The 13,381-nt window shown below is 41.2% G+C and carries 15 protein-coding genes; all 15 read left to right on the top strand.

What is annotated here, in order from left to right:
- The 15 genes from spoIIIAE (at position 1) to LCM11_RS02770 (ending at position 13,369) form a co-directional block, all read left to right on the top strand.
- Positions 1-1,164, top strand: a complete 1,164-nt coding sequence (gene spoIIIAE, locus LCM11_RS02840; RefSeq protein WP_224892755.1) for a stage III sporulation protein AE — start codon at positions 1-3, stop codon at positions 1,162-1,164.
- 11 nt (positions 1,165-1,175) lie between these two features.
- The gene (gene spoIIIAF, locus LCM11_RS02835) at positions 1,176-1,775 is read left to right on the top strand and encodes a stage III sporulation protein AF (protein ID WP_224892754.1); all 600 of its coding nucleotides are present in this window, start codon (positions 1,176-1,178) and stop codon (positions 1,773-1,775) included.
- Positions 1,768-2,391: a stage III sporulation protein AG gene (spoIIIAG, locus tag LCM11_RS02830; RefSeq protein ID WP_224892753.1), complete on the top strand. Its 624-nt coding sequence runs from the start codon at positions 1,768-1,770 to the stop codon at positions 2,389-2,391. Before spoIIIAF ends, spoIIIAG begins: the two co-directional genes overlap by 8 nt.
- Before the next feature lie 12 nt (positions 2,392-2,403).
- Positions 2,404-2,964 (top strand): SpoIIIAH-like family protein, encoded by a 561-nt coding sequence (locus LCM11_RS02825; RefSeq protein WP_224892752.1) that lies wholly within the window; start codon positions 2,404-2,406, stop codon positions 2,962-2,964.
- A gap of 214 nt (positions 2,965-3,178) precedes the next feature.
- Positions 3,179-3,682, top strand: coding sequence for an acetyl-CoA carboxylase biotin carboxyl carrier protein (gene accB, locus LCM11_RS02820; RefSeq protein ID WP_224892751.1), 504 nt, complete (start codon positions 3,179-3,181; stop codon positions 3,680-3,682).
- Between the two features lie 14 nt (positions 3,683-3,696).
- Complete coding sequence (gene accC / locus LCM11_RS02815; protein ID WP_224892750.1) at positions 3,697-5,055, top strand: acetyl-CoA carboxylase biotin carboxylase subunit; 1,359 nt, start codon at positions 3,697-3,699, stop codon at positions 5,053-5,055.
- Between the two features lie 14 nt (positions 5,056-5,069).
- The gene (locus LCM11_RS02810; RefSeq protein WP_224892749.1) at positions 5,070-5,471 is read left to right on the top strand and encodes an Asp23/Gls24 family envelope stress response protein; all 402 of its coding nucleotides are present in this window, start codon (positions 5,070-5,072) and stop codon (positions 5,469-5,471) included.
- 143 nt (positions 5,472-5,614) lie between these two features.
- Positions 5,615-5,992, top strand: coding sequence for a transcription antitermination factor NusB (gene nusB, locus LCM11_RS02805; protein ID WP_224892748.1), 378 nt, complete (start codon positions 5,615-5,617; stop codon positions 5,990-5,992).
- Positions 5,993-6,014: 22 nt separating this feature from the next.
- Entirely contained in the window at positions 6,015-6,869 is an 855-nt protein-coding gene (gene folD / locus LCM11_RS02800) for a bifunctional methylenetetrahydrofolate dehydrogenase/methenyltetrahydrofolate cyclohydrolase FolD (RefSeq protein WP_224892747.1), read from the top strand.
- Positions 6,870-6,881: 12 nt separating this feature from the next.
- Positions 6,882-8,228 carry an exodeoxyribonuclease VII large subunit gene (xseA, locus tag LCM11_RS02795; RefSeq protein WP_224892746.1) on the top strand — a complete coding sequence of 449 codons (1,347 nt, stop codon included), beginning with the start codon at positions 6,882-6,884 and terminating at the stop codon, positions 8,226-8,228.
- Entirely contained in the window at positions 8,225-8,461 is a 237-nt protein-coding gene (locus LCM11_RS02790) for an exodeoxyribonuclease VII small subunit (protein ID WP_224892745.1), read from the top strand. Before xseA ends, LCM11_RS02790 begins: the two co-directional genes overlap by 4 nt.
- A complete protein-coding gene (locus LCM11_RS02785) occupies positions 8,458-9,342 on the top strand; it encodes a polyprenyl synthetase family protein (protein ID WP_224892744.1) in 885 nt (294 codons plus the stop codon). Before LCM11_RS02790 ends, LCM11_RS02785 begins: the two co-directional genes overlap by 4 nt.
- A gap of 700 nt (positions 9,343-10,042) precedes the next feature.
- Positions 10,043-10,642 (top strand): hypothetical protein, encoded by a 600-nt coding sequence (locus tag LCM11_RS02780; protein WP_224892743.1) that lies wholly within the window; start codon positions 10,043-10,045, stop codon positions 10,640-10,642.
- 18 nt (positions 10,643-10,660) lie between these two features.
- A complete protein-coding gene (gene dxs / locus LCM11_RS02775) occupies positions 10,661-12,553 on the top strand; it encodes a 1-deoxy-D-xylulose-5-phosphate synthase (protein ID WP_224892742.1) in 1,893 nt (630 codons plus the stop codon).
- Positions 12,554-12,556: 3 nt separating this feature from the next.
- Positions 12,557-13,369 (top strand): TlyA family RNA methyltransferase, encoded by an 813-nt coding sequence (locus tag LCM11_RS02770; RefSeq protein WP_224892741.1) that lies wholly within the window; start codon positions 12,557-12,559, stop codon positions 13,367-13,369.
- Positions 13,370-13,381 lie beyond the last annotated feature (12 nt).

The following is a 13,381-nucleotide window of genomic DNA, read 5'->3' as shown; positions in this document are numbered from 1 at the left end:
ATGAAACGTTTATCTTTCATAGTCTGTTTACTCCTGGGCATCGTTTGTTTTCCCATGATCTCATCGGCTTCTCAAAATCCTGATGCGCCTCCTGCTATGTTAGATTATATTTCAACAGACGAGCTTGAGAAAAGCTGGGAGGAGCTAGACCAGGATTATGGAGATTATATGCCCTCCTTCAATATGAAAAACTTTCGTGAATATATTCAAAACGAGGGATCGCTGAAAACATCGGACTGGTTCACAGGAATCCTTCAATTCTTCTTTCAAGAGTTGATGCTGAACGGTAAGTTACTGGCCTCTTTATTGTTCTTAACGCTATTCAGTACATTACTTCAATCGGTTCAGAATTCATTTGAAAATCCAGTCATTAGTAAAATCGCTTACCTAGTTGTTTATCTCGTGCTTCTTACACTGGCCCTGGAGAGTTTCAGGCAAGTGATTGATTACACGATAGAGGCGATCGACAGAATGAGCAGCTTTATGATCGGACTGCTTCCACTATTGCTTGGAATAATGGCCTCATTCAGTCATTTAATGTCTATATCTTTTTTTCATCCCATTATAGTAGCTCTTGTTCAGTCCAGTGGTCTTTTAGTGAAATTCCTTTTAATACCTTTGTTTACATCTTCTGCATTACTTTTGATTGTTGGGTCGCTCAATGAGACTTATAAAGTAGATCAGCTTGCAGAGCTGCTAAGGAAAACCGGCTTAGCAGTCATGGGTATTTTTTTAACTATTTTTCTAGGAGTTATATCCGTTCAAGGGACGGTGACAGCTGTTCAGGATGGCGTGACGATGAAAACGGCAAGATTTGTTACAGGTAATTTTGTGCCGGTTGTGGGACGGTTGTTTACCGATGCCACAGACACCATATTAGGTGCCTCTCTCGTTTTGAAAAACACTTTGGGGATTGCAGGAGTAGTTATACTGCTCGGAATTGCTGTGTTTCCCGCACTTAAAGTTTTCGCTATTGCTATCATATATAAAATGGCTGCTGCTTTATTGCAGCCGCTAGGAGATGGCCCTATTATTCGAGCCATGGATGTAGTGAGCAGACATATCATGTATGTATTTGCTGCATTGTTAATGGTTTCCATGATGTTCTTTCTAGTTATCGTCATTATGGTGGCAGCCAGCAACATAACCATGATGGTTAGATGAGGGTGTGAAGAATGAATCTTTTTATAGAGTGGATTACAAGAATTGTTTTATTTCTGCTATTAGCCATTGTTGCCGATGCACTTCTTCCTTCAGGATTGATGAAGAAATACGCTCGTCTCGTTCTATCAGTGCTTCTATTATTAATATTTCTAGGCCCTTTATTACAACTATTAAAGATAAATCCAGAACAGCTATTGAAAAAAGCGGAGTACACGATGAATGAAGAAATGGAAGTTGATGCCCTGGACGAAAGTATTGAAGAAAAGAAAAAAGAAATACTTGAAGGACAAGATGCATATAAATTAGAACAAGTTACCCAATCATTGTCAGCTGAGCTTAAAGATCCGCTTAAAGAACAGAATTTGCAGCTGGTTGATCTAGAGATGAGCTTTCTTCAAGAACCGTATCAAATGGATACACTGGACAAGCTGGTTCTAACACTTACTCCTCTTGAAGAAAGTAAAACTGTTGAGAATGTTTCTATATCCATCATGGAGAAACAGGCCCCCAAGGAGGAGGAGCAGCTTGATGGTATTCAAGACTGGGTCTCCAAATACTTGGAATTAGACAAAGCACAAATAGAAATCCGCTGGGAGGAAGAGGATGAATAAGTGGTGGAGTAAGTTATTAGAACCTTTGTCTTCTAAAGAAGGAAAAAAGATTAATAAGCCTAAATATTTTATCGGTCTTGGATTAATTGGCGTTTTGATCATTCTCTCTAGCAACTGGTTCCAGAGTAACGAACCCGCTCCGCCTTCACAAGGCGAAATGACAGAAAAGACTTCAATATCTTCTGAAGCAAACGACGCACCTGAATTAACCGACTCCATAAACCAATTGGAAAAGGGCTACGAGAAACAATTAAAACCACTACTGGAGAATATTGAAGGGGTAAGTTCAGTTGATATTATGATTAATTTATCCGCCACTCATGAAAAAGTGTATGACAAAAATTTAATTATAGGAAAGCAGACCACTAAGGAAACAGATAAGAATGGAGGGGAAAGAGAGATTGAAGATTATTCAAAGGAACAGCAGTTAGTCCTGGTTCGTCAAGGAGACCGTGAAGTTCCTTTACTAACAAAAACGACCAAACCAGAGGTCAGTGGTGTATTCGTCACCGCTAAGGGGGTCGATCAAATTCAAGTTAAAGGGTGGGTGGTCGAAGCTGTATCCAGAGTCTTAGACGTACCCAGTCATCGTATTTCTGTCTTGCCTAAACAATAAGGAGGGGTTATCTTGGTTAAAAAACAAACCGTTTGGTTACTTACGATGTTAAGTCTGTTAATTGTATTGAGTGTCTATTACATGACGTCCCCTGATAATGGAGAGATGGCCTTTATTCAAGAAGATGGTTGGACAGAAGTGAATGAAGATGGAAAGAGTCAAGAGAATGCGGAAGGGGTGAAGACTTCTGCTGACGGCTCCGTTATTTCTCAGGTTTCAACAGAGGAACTATTCGCCGCTATCCGCTTAGAAAAACAAAATGAGAGAGATCAGCTTCAGGAACAGCTTTCAGAAATCGTAGCTTCGAGTAATTTTACTACACAGGAAAAAAATGAAGCTTTAGAAAAAATGGAAACGATTAAGGAGAATCAATCTAAAGAGTCTATATTAGAAAACACTATTCAGGCAAGCGCTCCATATGAAGATGTGCTAGTTCGCGCAGAAGACGAGGTCGTTCATGTTACATTAAAAGCGGATGAATTATCAAAGTCCGAAACCAATCAAATTATCCAAATGGTTTCAGATGAGTTTGGAGAAAAGCGCGTGCAAGTTCAATTCCAACCGACAAAATAATCAAGAGCCCCTAACCTAATCGGTAAGGGGCTTTTTATATGATTTTATCAAATTGGACAGGGGACTTATGCCCTGTTTTTACATTCATGCACCACCTGGGAATAAACCGCTTCCAATCAGGAAGTTGCAGTCAAGTGGTATTCTGTCGTAAAATGTTAAGAGGAATTATTAATATCAGTTATAAAAAAGTTTAGTACATAAAGGAGTGCCAACTATGTTAAAGGTGCAGGAAATACGTGAATTAATTAAACTTATCGATCAATCAAACATCGATGAATTCTGCTATGAATCAAATGGAACCAAAGTATCTATGAAGAAGGAACAAGGCCAGGTCGTGTCAGAGCCTGTAAAAGTTCAAGAATCTGTTCAAGCGCAAGCCCCGTCGCAAGATCAGGAAAATGAGCCTGTTAAAAAGGAAGTACAGGACCAAGCCGAACCGGAAGAAGCAGGAAAGAATGAGCAGAAGGAAGCTAATTATGATGCGGAAGTTACTTCTCCTATGGTTGGAACATTTTATCAATCACCTTCTCCAGATCAGGAAGCTTATGTTCAGGTGGGAGATCAAGTGAAAGAGGACAGCGTGGTTTGCATTGTAGAAGCGATGAAATTATTCAATGAAATAGAAGCGGAAGTCAGCGGGGAAATCGTCGAGATTCTTGCAGAAGACGGTGAACTCGTAGAATACGGACAACCATTATTCCGCGTAAAGTCTAAGTAACGGGGGATGAGATTTTGATTAAAAAAGTTTTAATAGCCAATAGAGGAGAAATAGCTGTTCGAATTATCCGTGCCTGCAAAGAGATGGGAATTGAAACGGTAGCAGTTTATTCTGAAGCAGATAAAGAGGCTCTTCATGTTCAGCTGTCTGATGAAGCTTACTGCGTAGGGCCAAAGTTAAGTAAGGATAGCTATTTGAATTATACCAATATCATGAGTGTAGCCACTCTGTCGGAAACAGATGCGATTCACCCTGGTTACGGTTTTCTCTCCGAAAATGCTGAGTTCGCAGAAATGTGTGAAGAATGCAATATTACGTTCATTGGTCCTTCTTCCTATGCCATTCAGAAAATGGGTACAAAGGATGTCGCACGCGAAACGATGAGAGAAGCAGGCGTGCCAATTGTTCCAGGATCGGAAGGTATTATTAAGGATGAAGCGGAAGGCTTGAAAATTGCGGAAGAGATTGGTTATCCCGTAATTATTAAAGCTACAGCCGGCGGAGGTGGAAAAGGAATACGAGTGGCGCGAGATGAAGATGATCTTAAAACCGGCATTCGTATGACTCAGCAGGAAGCTGAAACCGCCTTTGGTAATCCTGGGGTTTATATTGAAAAATATATTGAAAACTTCCGTCACGTAGAAATTCAGGTGCTGGCAGATAATCATGGAAATGCCGTACACTTAGGAGAGCGTGACTGTACAATCCAGAGAAGATTACAGAAACTTATTGAAGAAACACCTTCTCCTGCAGTTACACCAGATATTCGTGAAAAAATGGGAGATGCGGCAGTGAAAGCAGCGCTAGCCGTCAATTATTCAGGAGCTGGAACTGTCGAATTCATTTTTGATAAAGAGGAACAAGAATTTTACTTTATGGAAATGAATACTCGCATACAAGTCGAGCATCCTGTAACTGAGATGGTAACAGGAGTAGACTTAATCAAAGAGATGCTTCAAATCGCCAACAATGAAAAACTCTCCTTTACCCAGGAAGAAATTACGTTTGAAGGATGGGCGATTGAATGTCGGATTAACGCTGAAGATCCATTCAAGAATTTCATGCCTTCAGCAGGACGTATTGACATGTATCTTCCTCCAGGAGGATTTGGGGTACGTGTTGATTCTGCAGCTTATCCGGGGTATATGATCCCTCCTTATTATGATTCAATGGTAGCGAAACTCATTGCTTATGGAAGAGATCGCGATGAAGCGATCCAGAGAATGAAACGTGCCCTGGATGAATTTATTATAGAAGGGGTGCATACAACAATTCCATTCCATCAGCGTATGATGGAGCATGAAATTTTTGTGGGCGGAGACTTTAACACAATGTTTCTTGAGAAATATACTATAATGAAGGATGAAGAATAAAAGGGGTGGTCATTATGAGTGAGAAGCAATTGTTGAATGTGACGGACGGATCGACACTTGGTAACATCGAGATTGCTCCTGAAGTCATAGAAGTAATTGCAGGTATAGCTGTTTCTGAAGTAGCCGGAGTAGCATCCATGCGTGGTAACTTCGCTTCTGGTGTAGTGGAGCGTTTAGGGAAAAAAGACCACGGTAAAGGCGTTAAAGTTGAACTTACAGAAGATGGGGTACTTATAGATGCCTTTGTTGTGATGGACTATGGAATTTCGATTCCTGATACGGCTCAAAAAATACAGGACAATACTCGTCAAGCACTCAAAAATATGACAGCACTTGAGATTAAAGAAATAAATGTCCATATTGTCGGAGTACAAATTGAAGCAAAAGAAGACGAACTCGTCAGTGAAGAATTTTAGCAGGAGGCCGGAAAAGGGGAACTGTTTCCCTTTCCGGCCTTTTCATCTTCTATATTGAACTTGTTTAATCCTTACAATGGAATAGCTTTTATTGTACTAAAATGTTATTATGCAAACGGATATTACCTAAAAGGAGAATGAACATGAAACGACGCACAGCACGAGAAAAGGCTTTTCAGGCGCTTTTTCAAGTCAACAATAGTGAGATCGATATCGAGGAAGCTATTCAGCATGTTATCGAAGAGCCTGTGGTCGATGCTTTTATGCATGATTTGGTACACGGTGTGGCAAATCATCGGGCGGAGATTGACCAATGGATCTCGGACAACCTGGTGAATTGGACCTTTTCTCGCCTTCCGAAGGTAGAAAAGACGATCTTAAGAATGGCAGCCTACGAAATTAAGTACAATGAAGATGTTCCATCACAAGTAGCGATCAATGAAGCCGTAGAATTAGCGAAGATTTTCGGTGAGGAAGAATCCGGAAAGTTCGTAAACGGCGTACTCTCAAAGATGATCTAAATATTAGCAAGGGGGATGCGAGATGGCAGCTGAAGTAATTTATGGAAAACAGTTAGCAGAAGAACTCCGTGAAGAAATGAAGGAAGAAGTTAAAGGATTAAAGGAAAATGGAATTTATCCGAAATTAGTAGTAGTCATAATTGGTGAGGACCCTGCATCAATGTCTTACGTAAGAGGAAAAAAGAGGGCCTCTGATAAAGTGGGACTGGACTCTGAACTAATTGAATTGCCTGAAACGACATCTGAACAGGAATTGTTAGAACTTATCGAACGACTTAACCAGGATCAAACGGTTCATGGTATACTCGTTCAACTTCCTCTTCCTGACCAGATTGCAGACCAGAAAGTAATTGAAGCTATTGACCCTGCTAAAGATGTTGATGGCTTCCATCCTAGTAATGTGGGAAAGATGATGACAGGGCAAGAGACTTTTTATCCTTGTACACCCTACGGAATTTTAGTAATGCTGAAGCGTGCAGAGATCAGCTTGGAAGGTAAGAATGTCGTAATTATTGGCAGAAGTAATTTAGTTGGCAAGCCTGTAGGACAACTCCTGCTCAACGAGAATGCTACTGTAACTCATTGCCATTCCCGAACCAAAAATTTACAGGATCATACACGTAAAGCGGACATATTAATTGTGGCTGCCGGAAAACCAGGTTTGATTTCAGCTGAAGATATTAGCGACGGTGTAGTTGTAATCGACGTGGGTGTAAACCGTGTAGAGGGGAAATTGACCGGGGATGTTCAGTTTGAATCTGCTCGTCAGAAAGCCTCTTACATTACTCCTGTCCCTAAAGGTGTAGGACCTATGACCATTACTATGCTCCTGCACAACACGATTAAAGCTGCAAAACGAATTCACAATCATCAGTAAGGGGACTTTAATGTGAACGACCAATATCTTACGGTTACGGCACTCACTAAATACATTAAACGTAAACTTTCGGGGGATCCACATTTAAAGACCGTATGGCTCAGGGGGGAAATCTCAAATTTTAAACACCATAGCCGGGGTCATATGTACTTATCGTTAAAAGACAACGCTGCAAGAATTCAAGCTGTTATGTTTGCAGGGAACAATAGAGACCTTAAATTTAATCCTGAGAATGGCATGAATGTTCTCATAAAGGGTGAAATAAATGTCTATGAACCTATGGGGCAGTACCAGCTTTATATCAAAGAAATGCAGCCTGATGGCATTGGAGCTCTGTACTTAGCGTTTGAGCAATTAAAGGAGAAGCTTGAGCAGGAAGGTCTATTTGCTATTGAACGCAAAAAAAATATTCCTGCCTACCCAAATCACATCGGAGTTATTACCTCTCCTACAGGTGCGGCTGTTAGAGATATATTATCAACCATTAAACGCAGATATCCTGTGGTCCCCGTTTCAATTCTACCAGTCCTCGTTCAAGGGGAGAGAGCGGCATCTTCAGTAGCTAATGCCATTCAATATGCCAATCAAAACCTTGATTGCGATGTTTTAATTGTGGGACGTGGAGGAGGATCGATTGAAGATTTATGGGGATTTAATGAGGAGATTGTCGCGAGAGCTATTGCTGATTCTTCTATTCCTGTTATCTCCGCTGTAGGACATGAAACGGATACCACAATCAGTGATTTTGCCGCTGATTTAAGAGCAGCTACACCTACCGGGGCAGCAGAGCTTGCGGTCCCTTCCATAGTAGAATTACAGGAGAATACCCGCTCATTGAAGCACCGCCTCATACGTTTCATGGAATCAAAGTCAGTGGAAGACAGACAAAAACTGAATCGTTTGCAAAGGTCGTATGCTTTCAAATATCCAGAACAGCTGCTCCGTCAAAAGGAACAAGACCTGGATCGTATAATGGAAAGACACGCCAAGCAAATGAAGCTCATTCACTCCCAACAAACTGAGAAGTGGAAAAATATTCGTAATCGATTAAAGCAGCAGGGACCAGGCACTCAAATTAACGAGACTAAAGAACGCTTAAATAAAGAGACCCGGCAATTACAGCTTCGTTTTCAGGAAACGCTACATTCAAAAAAAGATCAGTTTCATAATAATCTGGATAAATTAACGTTGCTGAACCCGCTTGAGATCATGAAAAGAGGGTACGCTATTCCTTTTAAAGAAAATGGAAATGTCGTTAAAGAAGTCGCTCATGTAAAGGAAGGGTCAAAGTTAGCTTTGAAAGTTCATGATGGCACCATTAATTGTGAAGTGCTGGACGTAGAGGAGGATGAAAAATGACCCAAAAAGAAGATCAATTAAGTTTTGAGGAAGCAATGAAGCAGCTTGAAGATCTGGTGGAAAAATTGGAAACTGGAGAAGTTCCGCTGGAAAAAGCCATTCAGTATTACCAAGAAGGAATGCAACTTTCTAAAATCTGCAGTGAAAAATTAGGAAATGTAGAAAAACAGATGCAGCAGATCCTGAACGAACACGGCGAATTCGAATCATTTTCTATTCAGGAAGAAGAATGACTGTGATTTTATCGGATTATCTATTAGAGAAACGTCAGTTGATCAATCAGCAATTAATACATTATGTAAGGGATTATACCGTACCTGGCCGTCTTCAGGACGCTATGCTTTACTCTATTGAAGCAGGAGGTAAGAGATTACGACCTATACTATTAATAGCTACAGCCGAGGCGTTTGGTGCAAATGTCGATAAAGCCATAGCGGTAGCCTGCGGACTGGAAATGATCCATACCTATTCACTGATTCATGATGATCTACCCGCGATGGACGATGATGATTTCCGGAGAGGTTTGCCAACTAGCCATCGTCGTTTTGATGAAGCAACAGCGATCCTTGCTGGAGATGCCCTCCTCACATTAAGCTCTGAAATAATTGTGAATGATCAAGAGCTTAATGATCGGGAAAGAGTATTTTTGATACGGGAGTTATCCAGAGCCAGTGGTGCATCAGGTATGGTTGAAGGACAGATGCAGGACATGCTGAGCGAAGATAAACAAATTCCTCTTCAAGAGCTTGAGAACATACACAAGAAAAAGACTGGGAAGTTGTTGAATTTCGCTATTATTGCTGGAACCTTTCTAGGAAATGCTTCAAATGAAAAATTCGACGAAATGAAAAAAATGGGTGAAGCCCTTGGACTGATTTTTCAAATTCAGGACGATATATTAGACGTGACTGGAGATGCTGAGAAAATTGGTAAACCTGTAGGAAGTGATGAGGGTAATAGAAAGAGTACATATCCTCAATTGCTGGGTCTGGATGGAGCACGTGAGCAAATGGAGGCGTACGTGGAAACGGCGCAAGGTGCACTTCTAAACGCAGGCGTAAACAATACAATTCTTTCAGAACTCATCCACTATTTAAGTAGCCGTGATCATTAAAAACGTTTAGATTGAGCAAGGATTTAGAATATGATATATTATGGTTAGTGAGGAATGGTGCAGTATTCTAGTCGGCCCTCCGATCCTGAAGGCGGGCCTAAAAATCCGCCAAAGGGCATATCGATGAAGTTCCTTGTGTTGGCTTGAGGCGCCCAGCCTTGGGTCGATGCTGGGAGTTAAGGTTGCAGGGCGATCCACAAAGGCATGTGGGCGTTGACCCTGCTTCCGCGGAGGCCCATCTCTGTAAGGATCCCTGAGCCAGGGATCCTTATGGAATGGGGTATGAACCTGCAGTATATGGAGTAATATCTATATGCGCAGCGTAGCCTGCCTTGAGTGGTTTTGAGGGGATTATAGTTAATGAATACCATTGTACTTCGGATGGCCACTGAAGACATGGTGTGTAAGCTGTATGAAATCAGAACTGCAAAAGAGGCTAAGGATTGGTTAAAGGCTGTCGGGGAAATCCCCTAGGCTGTTCTAGTTTGGACATGTAACAGGAATTATAGTGCGGACTAAGTGGCAATCTAGTCCAGTTTTCGGAGACGGAGCTGAGTCAAGCTTAAAGGGGAACCGCCAGAGTGGTGACACTCGGTGCTTGATTGGGAAAACCTACTAGACCTAAGCCGCAATTTTTACCTGTTACGTGACCATTCCTTTCGCTACATATGAAGTCAATTAAAGGATATAGAGGTAGAGAATGGACAATAAATTAAAAAAATCCTTAAAATTCAGTTTAAGTATTGCCGTTATCACATTCGTGTTAGCGGCTATTTTTTCAGTTATATCATCCTCCGTTTTAAGCGGGGTTATGTGGATTATTGGACTTGTTATCGTTTTCATTATTGTGTTCACAGGTGTTATATTTGATATGTTAGGAATTGCAGCAACAGCTGCTCATGAGAAACCCTTCCATGCGATGGCTTCAGAAAAAGTATCTGGCGCTAAAGAAGCCATTATTATCGTTAGGAATGCAGACAGGTTTGCTAGTTTTTGTAACGATGTAATTGGAGATATTTCTGGTATAGTAAGTGGGACGGCATCAGCAATTGTAGTATTGCAAGTGGCAAATGTATTAGGATATAGCGATGGTTCGACAGTGCAAATTACAATTTCTGTAATTTTAACTAGTATAGTAGCAGCGCTTACCGTTGGCGGAAAAGCATTAGGTAAATTCTTTGCCATTAATTCCTCAACTAAAATCATCTTCTTTGCCGCAAGGGTTATTGCATGGCTTGAGTCAACCACAAAGATCAGGATTTTATCGAGCGCATCGTCAACCAATAAAAAAACAAGATAATTACAAGGGGGTCCATTAATGGATCTGAGTAAAATTGATAATCCTTCACTCCTGAAGGAAATGAATACAAAACAACTAGAAGAACTGGCAGAGGATATGAGGCAGTTTTTAATCGGCAATCTTGCTGCTACCGGTGGTCATTTAGGTGCTAACTTGGGGGTAGTGGAGCTCACTCTCGCTCTGCATAAAGTTTATACAAGCCCGCAGGATCGGTTACTGTGGGATGTAGGTCATCAGTCTTACATTCATAAAATCCTTACAGGACGTGGAAACCAATTCAGTACATTACGCAAGTACAGAGGGCTATGTGGTTTTCCAAAAAGAATTGAAAGTGAACATGATATTTGGGAAACAGGACACAGTTCTACCTCGTTATCTGCCGCAATGGGTATGGCGATCGCACGTGATTTAAAGAATGAGAACCATTCCATTCTTCCAGTAATCGGAGACGGTGCGTTAACGGGAGGTATGGCACTTGAAGCTTTGAACCATATTGGTCATGAGAAAAAGAGTGTAACCGTTATCCTAAATGACAATGAAATGTCCATAGCAAAAAATGTTGGAGCTCTTCATGGAGCTCTAGGGCGTATGAGAAGTGCAGGTAAGTATAACCGTGCAAAAGATGATTTAGAATGGCTGCTGAAGAAAATCCCTGCAGTAGGGGGAAGGATTGCTCAAGCCGCTGAGCGTCTTAAAGATAGTATGAAATATTTCGTGGTCCCCGGGATGTTCTTTGAAGAGCTTGGCTTCACTTATTACGGGCCAGTAGATGGACATGATTTCGAAGATTTGCTGGAAAACTTAAACTATGCGAAAAAAACTGAGGGTCCAGTTATTGTTCATGTAATGACTCAAAAAGGGAAAGGATACCACCCTGCTGAAAGTGATGTGAAAGATAAATGGCATGGAGTAGGCCCTTATAAGATCGAATCTGGAGAAAAGATTAAGCCATCTTCTGCTCCTCCTGCCTGGAGTTCTGTAATCAGTGAAACATTGCGGAGGGAAGCGCGTACCGATGACCGTGTTGTCGCTGTAACCCCTGCTATGATTCTTGGATCTAAGCTTGAAAAATTCGGTGAAGAATTCCCTGACCGCTTATATGATGTAGGTATTGCAGAACAGCACGCTACTACATTATCGGCAGGTTTGGCTACTCAGGGTATGAAACCTTTTCTGGCTATTTATTCAACCTTCCTGCAAAGAGGTTATGATCAAGTTATACATGATGTGGCCAGACAAAACCTCAATGTGATATTTGGTATTGATCGTGCCGGACTTGTTGGAGCCGATGGTGAAACTCATCAGGGTGTGTTTGATATATCTTTCCTTCGATCTGTACCCAATATGGTTATTTCCATGCCTAAAGACGAAAATGAAGCTCAGCACCTAGTGCATACGGCTGTAAAATATGATGATGGTCCTATTGCTATACGTTATCCGCGAGGCAATGCGGAAGGGGTGGATACTGATGAAGAACTCCACACCATTCCGATTGGAAGCTGGGAAATTCTTAAAGATGGTAAAGATGGAGTTATTCTTACCTTTGGAACTACTATTAAAATGGCTTTAGAAGCGAGTAAAAAGCTTGAAGAAGAAGGGATATCTATTTGTGTCGTGAATGCAAGGTTTATGAAACCACTGGATAATTCCATGCTTCATGATCTCATGAAGAAAGACATCCCAGTACTAACTATTGAAGAAGCGGTTCTTCAAGGCGGATTTGGCTCCAGTGTCCTGGAATTTGCAGCAGAAGAAGGATACAGGTCTCAATGGATAAAACGCATGGGAGTTCCTGACCGTTTTATAGAGCACGGAAGTGTACCGGAGTTGTGGGCAGAGATTGGCTTAACAGAGGAAAAAATTATAGAGAATCTAAAAGAAATGATTCCAACTAAACAGCAGAGGGCTTAATTAATGGGAAGAAAAATTCGTTTAGATGTTTTATTAGTGGAAAAAGGATATATTGAAACCAGAGAAAAAGCTAAGCGCACCATAATGGCTGGACTGGTTTTTTCTGAACAAGAACGATTGGATAAACCTGGAGTAAAAGTAGATGAGAACCTTCCTATCACTGTTAAAGGAAAAGCTATTCCTTATGTGAGCAGAGGAGGGCTTAAACTTGAAAAAGCTCTAAAAGAATTTGATATTCAGGTAAAAGATAAAATAATGATCGACATTGGATCATCTACTGGTGGTTTCACTGACTGCGGTCTAAAAAACGGGGTTAGGTTGAGTTATGCCATAGATGTGGGTTATAACCAGCTGGACTGGGGGTTGAGAAATCACCCTCAAGTTGTTGTGATGGAACGGACAAACTTTCGTTATGTAACACTGGAAGACTTAGCTTATGGACCACCTGAATTTGCGTCTATCGATGTGTCGTTTATTTCTTTGCGTATTATTCTTCCCGTGCTTGCCAAGCTTTTGACTCGTGGCGGCGATGTAGCCGCACTCATAAAACCTCAATTTGAAGCAGGGCGGGAACAGGTAGGTAAGAAAGGGATTGTAAGAGATGCGAAAATTCATACGGATGTTATTTATAACATTCTAGGATTCGCTAAACAGCATGGATTTTCTGCAAAAGGATTAACCTTTTCTCCTATAACAGGGGGAGATGGAAACATAGAATTTTTAGTACACCTATGTCTGGATGGGGCCAAAACGGAACTAAGCCCGGCTAAGGTGGATGATGTTGTTAAAACAGCACATGAAGCGCACAATGGATAAACAGGTTGGAAG

It is taken from the genome of Halobacillus halophilus (genome assembly GCF_020171985.1).
Taxonomy (GTDB): domain Bacteria; phylum Bacillota; class Bacilli; order Bacillales; family Halobacillaceae; genus Halobacillus; species Halobacillus halophilus_A.
The sequence above is the reverse complement of the archived record's forward strand: the minus strand, read 5'-3'. Positions and strand labels throughout refer to the sequence as shown.

Coding starts and splice junctions, on each gene's coding strand:
- spoIIIAE (WP_224892755.1), top strand. CDS start 1: ATGAAACGTTTATCTTTCATAGTCTGTTTACTCCTGGGCATCGTTTGT.
- nusB (WP_224892748.1), top strand. CDS start 5,615: ATGAAACGACGCACAGCACGAGAAAAGGCTTTTCAGGCGCTTTTTCAA.
- LCM11_RS02810 (WP_224892749.1), top strand. CDS start 5,070: ATGAGTGAGAAGCAATTGTTGAATGTGACGGACGGATCGACACTTGGT.
- LCM11_RS02790 (WP_224892745.1), top strand. CDS start 8,225: ATGACCCAAAAAGAAGATCAATTAAGTTTTGAGGAAGCAATGAAGCAG.
- LCM11_RS02770 (WP_224892741.1), top strand. CDS start 12,557: ATGGGAAGAAAAATTCGTTTAGATGTTTTATTAGTGGAAAAAGGATAT.
- accB (WP_224892751.1), top strand. CDS start 3,179: ATGTTAAAGGTGCAGGAAATACGTGAATTAATTAAACTTATCGATCAA.
- spoIIIAG (WP_224892753.1), top strand. CDS start 1,768: ATGAATAAGTGGTGGAGTAAGTTATTAGAACCTTTGTCTTCTAAAGAA.
- spoIIIAF (WP_224892754.1), top strand. CDS start 1,176: ATGAATCTTTTTATAGAGTGGATTACAAGAATTGTTTTATTTCTGCTA.
- dxs (WP_224892742.1), top strand. CDS start 10,661: ATGGATCTGAGTAAAATTGATAATCCTTCACTCCTGAAGGAAATGAAT.
- LCM11_RS02780 (WP_224892743.1), top strand. CDS start 10,043: ATGGACAATAAATTAAAAAAATCCTTAAAATTCAGTTTAAGTATTGCC.
- folD (WP_224892747.1), top strand. CDS start 6,015: ATGGCAGCTGAAGTAATTTATGGAAAACAGTTAGCAGAAGAACTCCGT.
- LCM11_RS02785 (WP_224892744.1), top strand. CDS start 8,458: ATGACTGTGATTTTATCGGATTATCTATTAGAGAAACGTCAGTTGATC.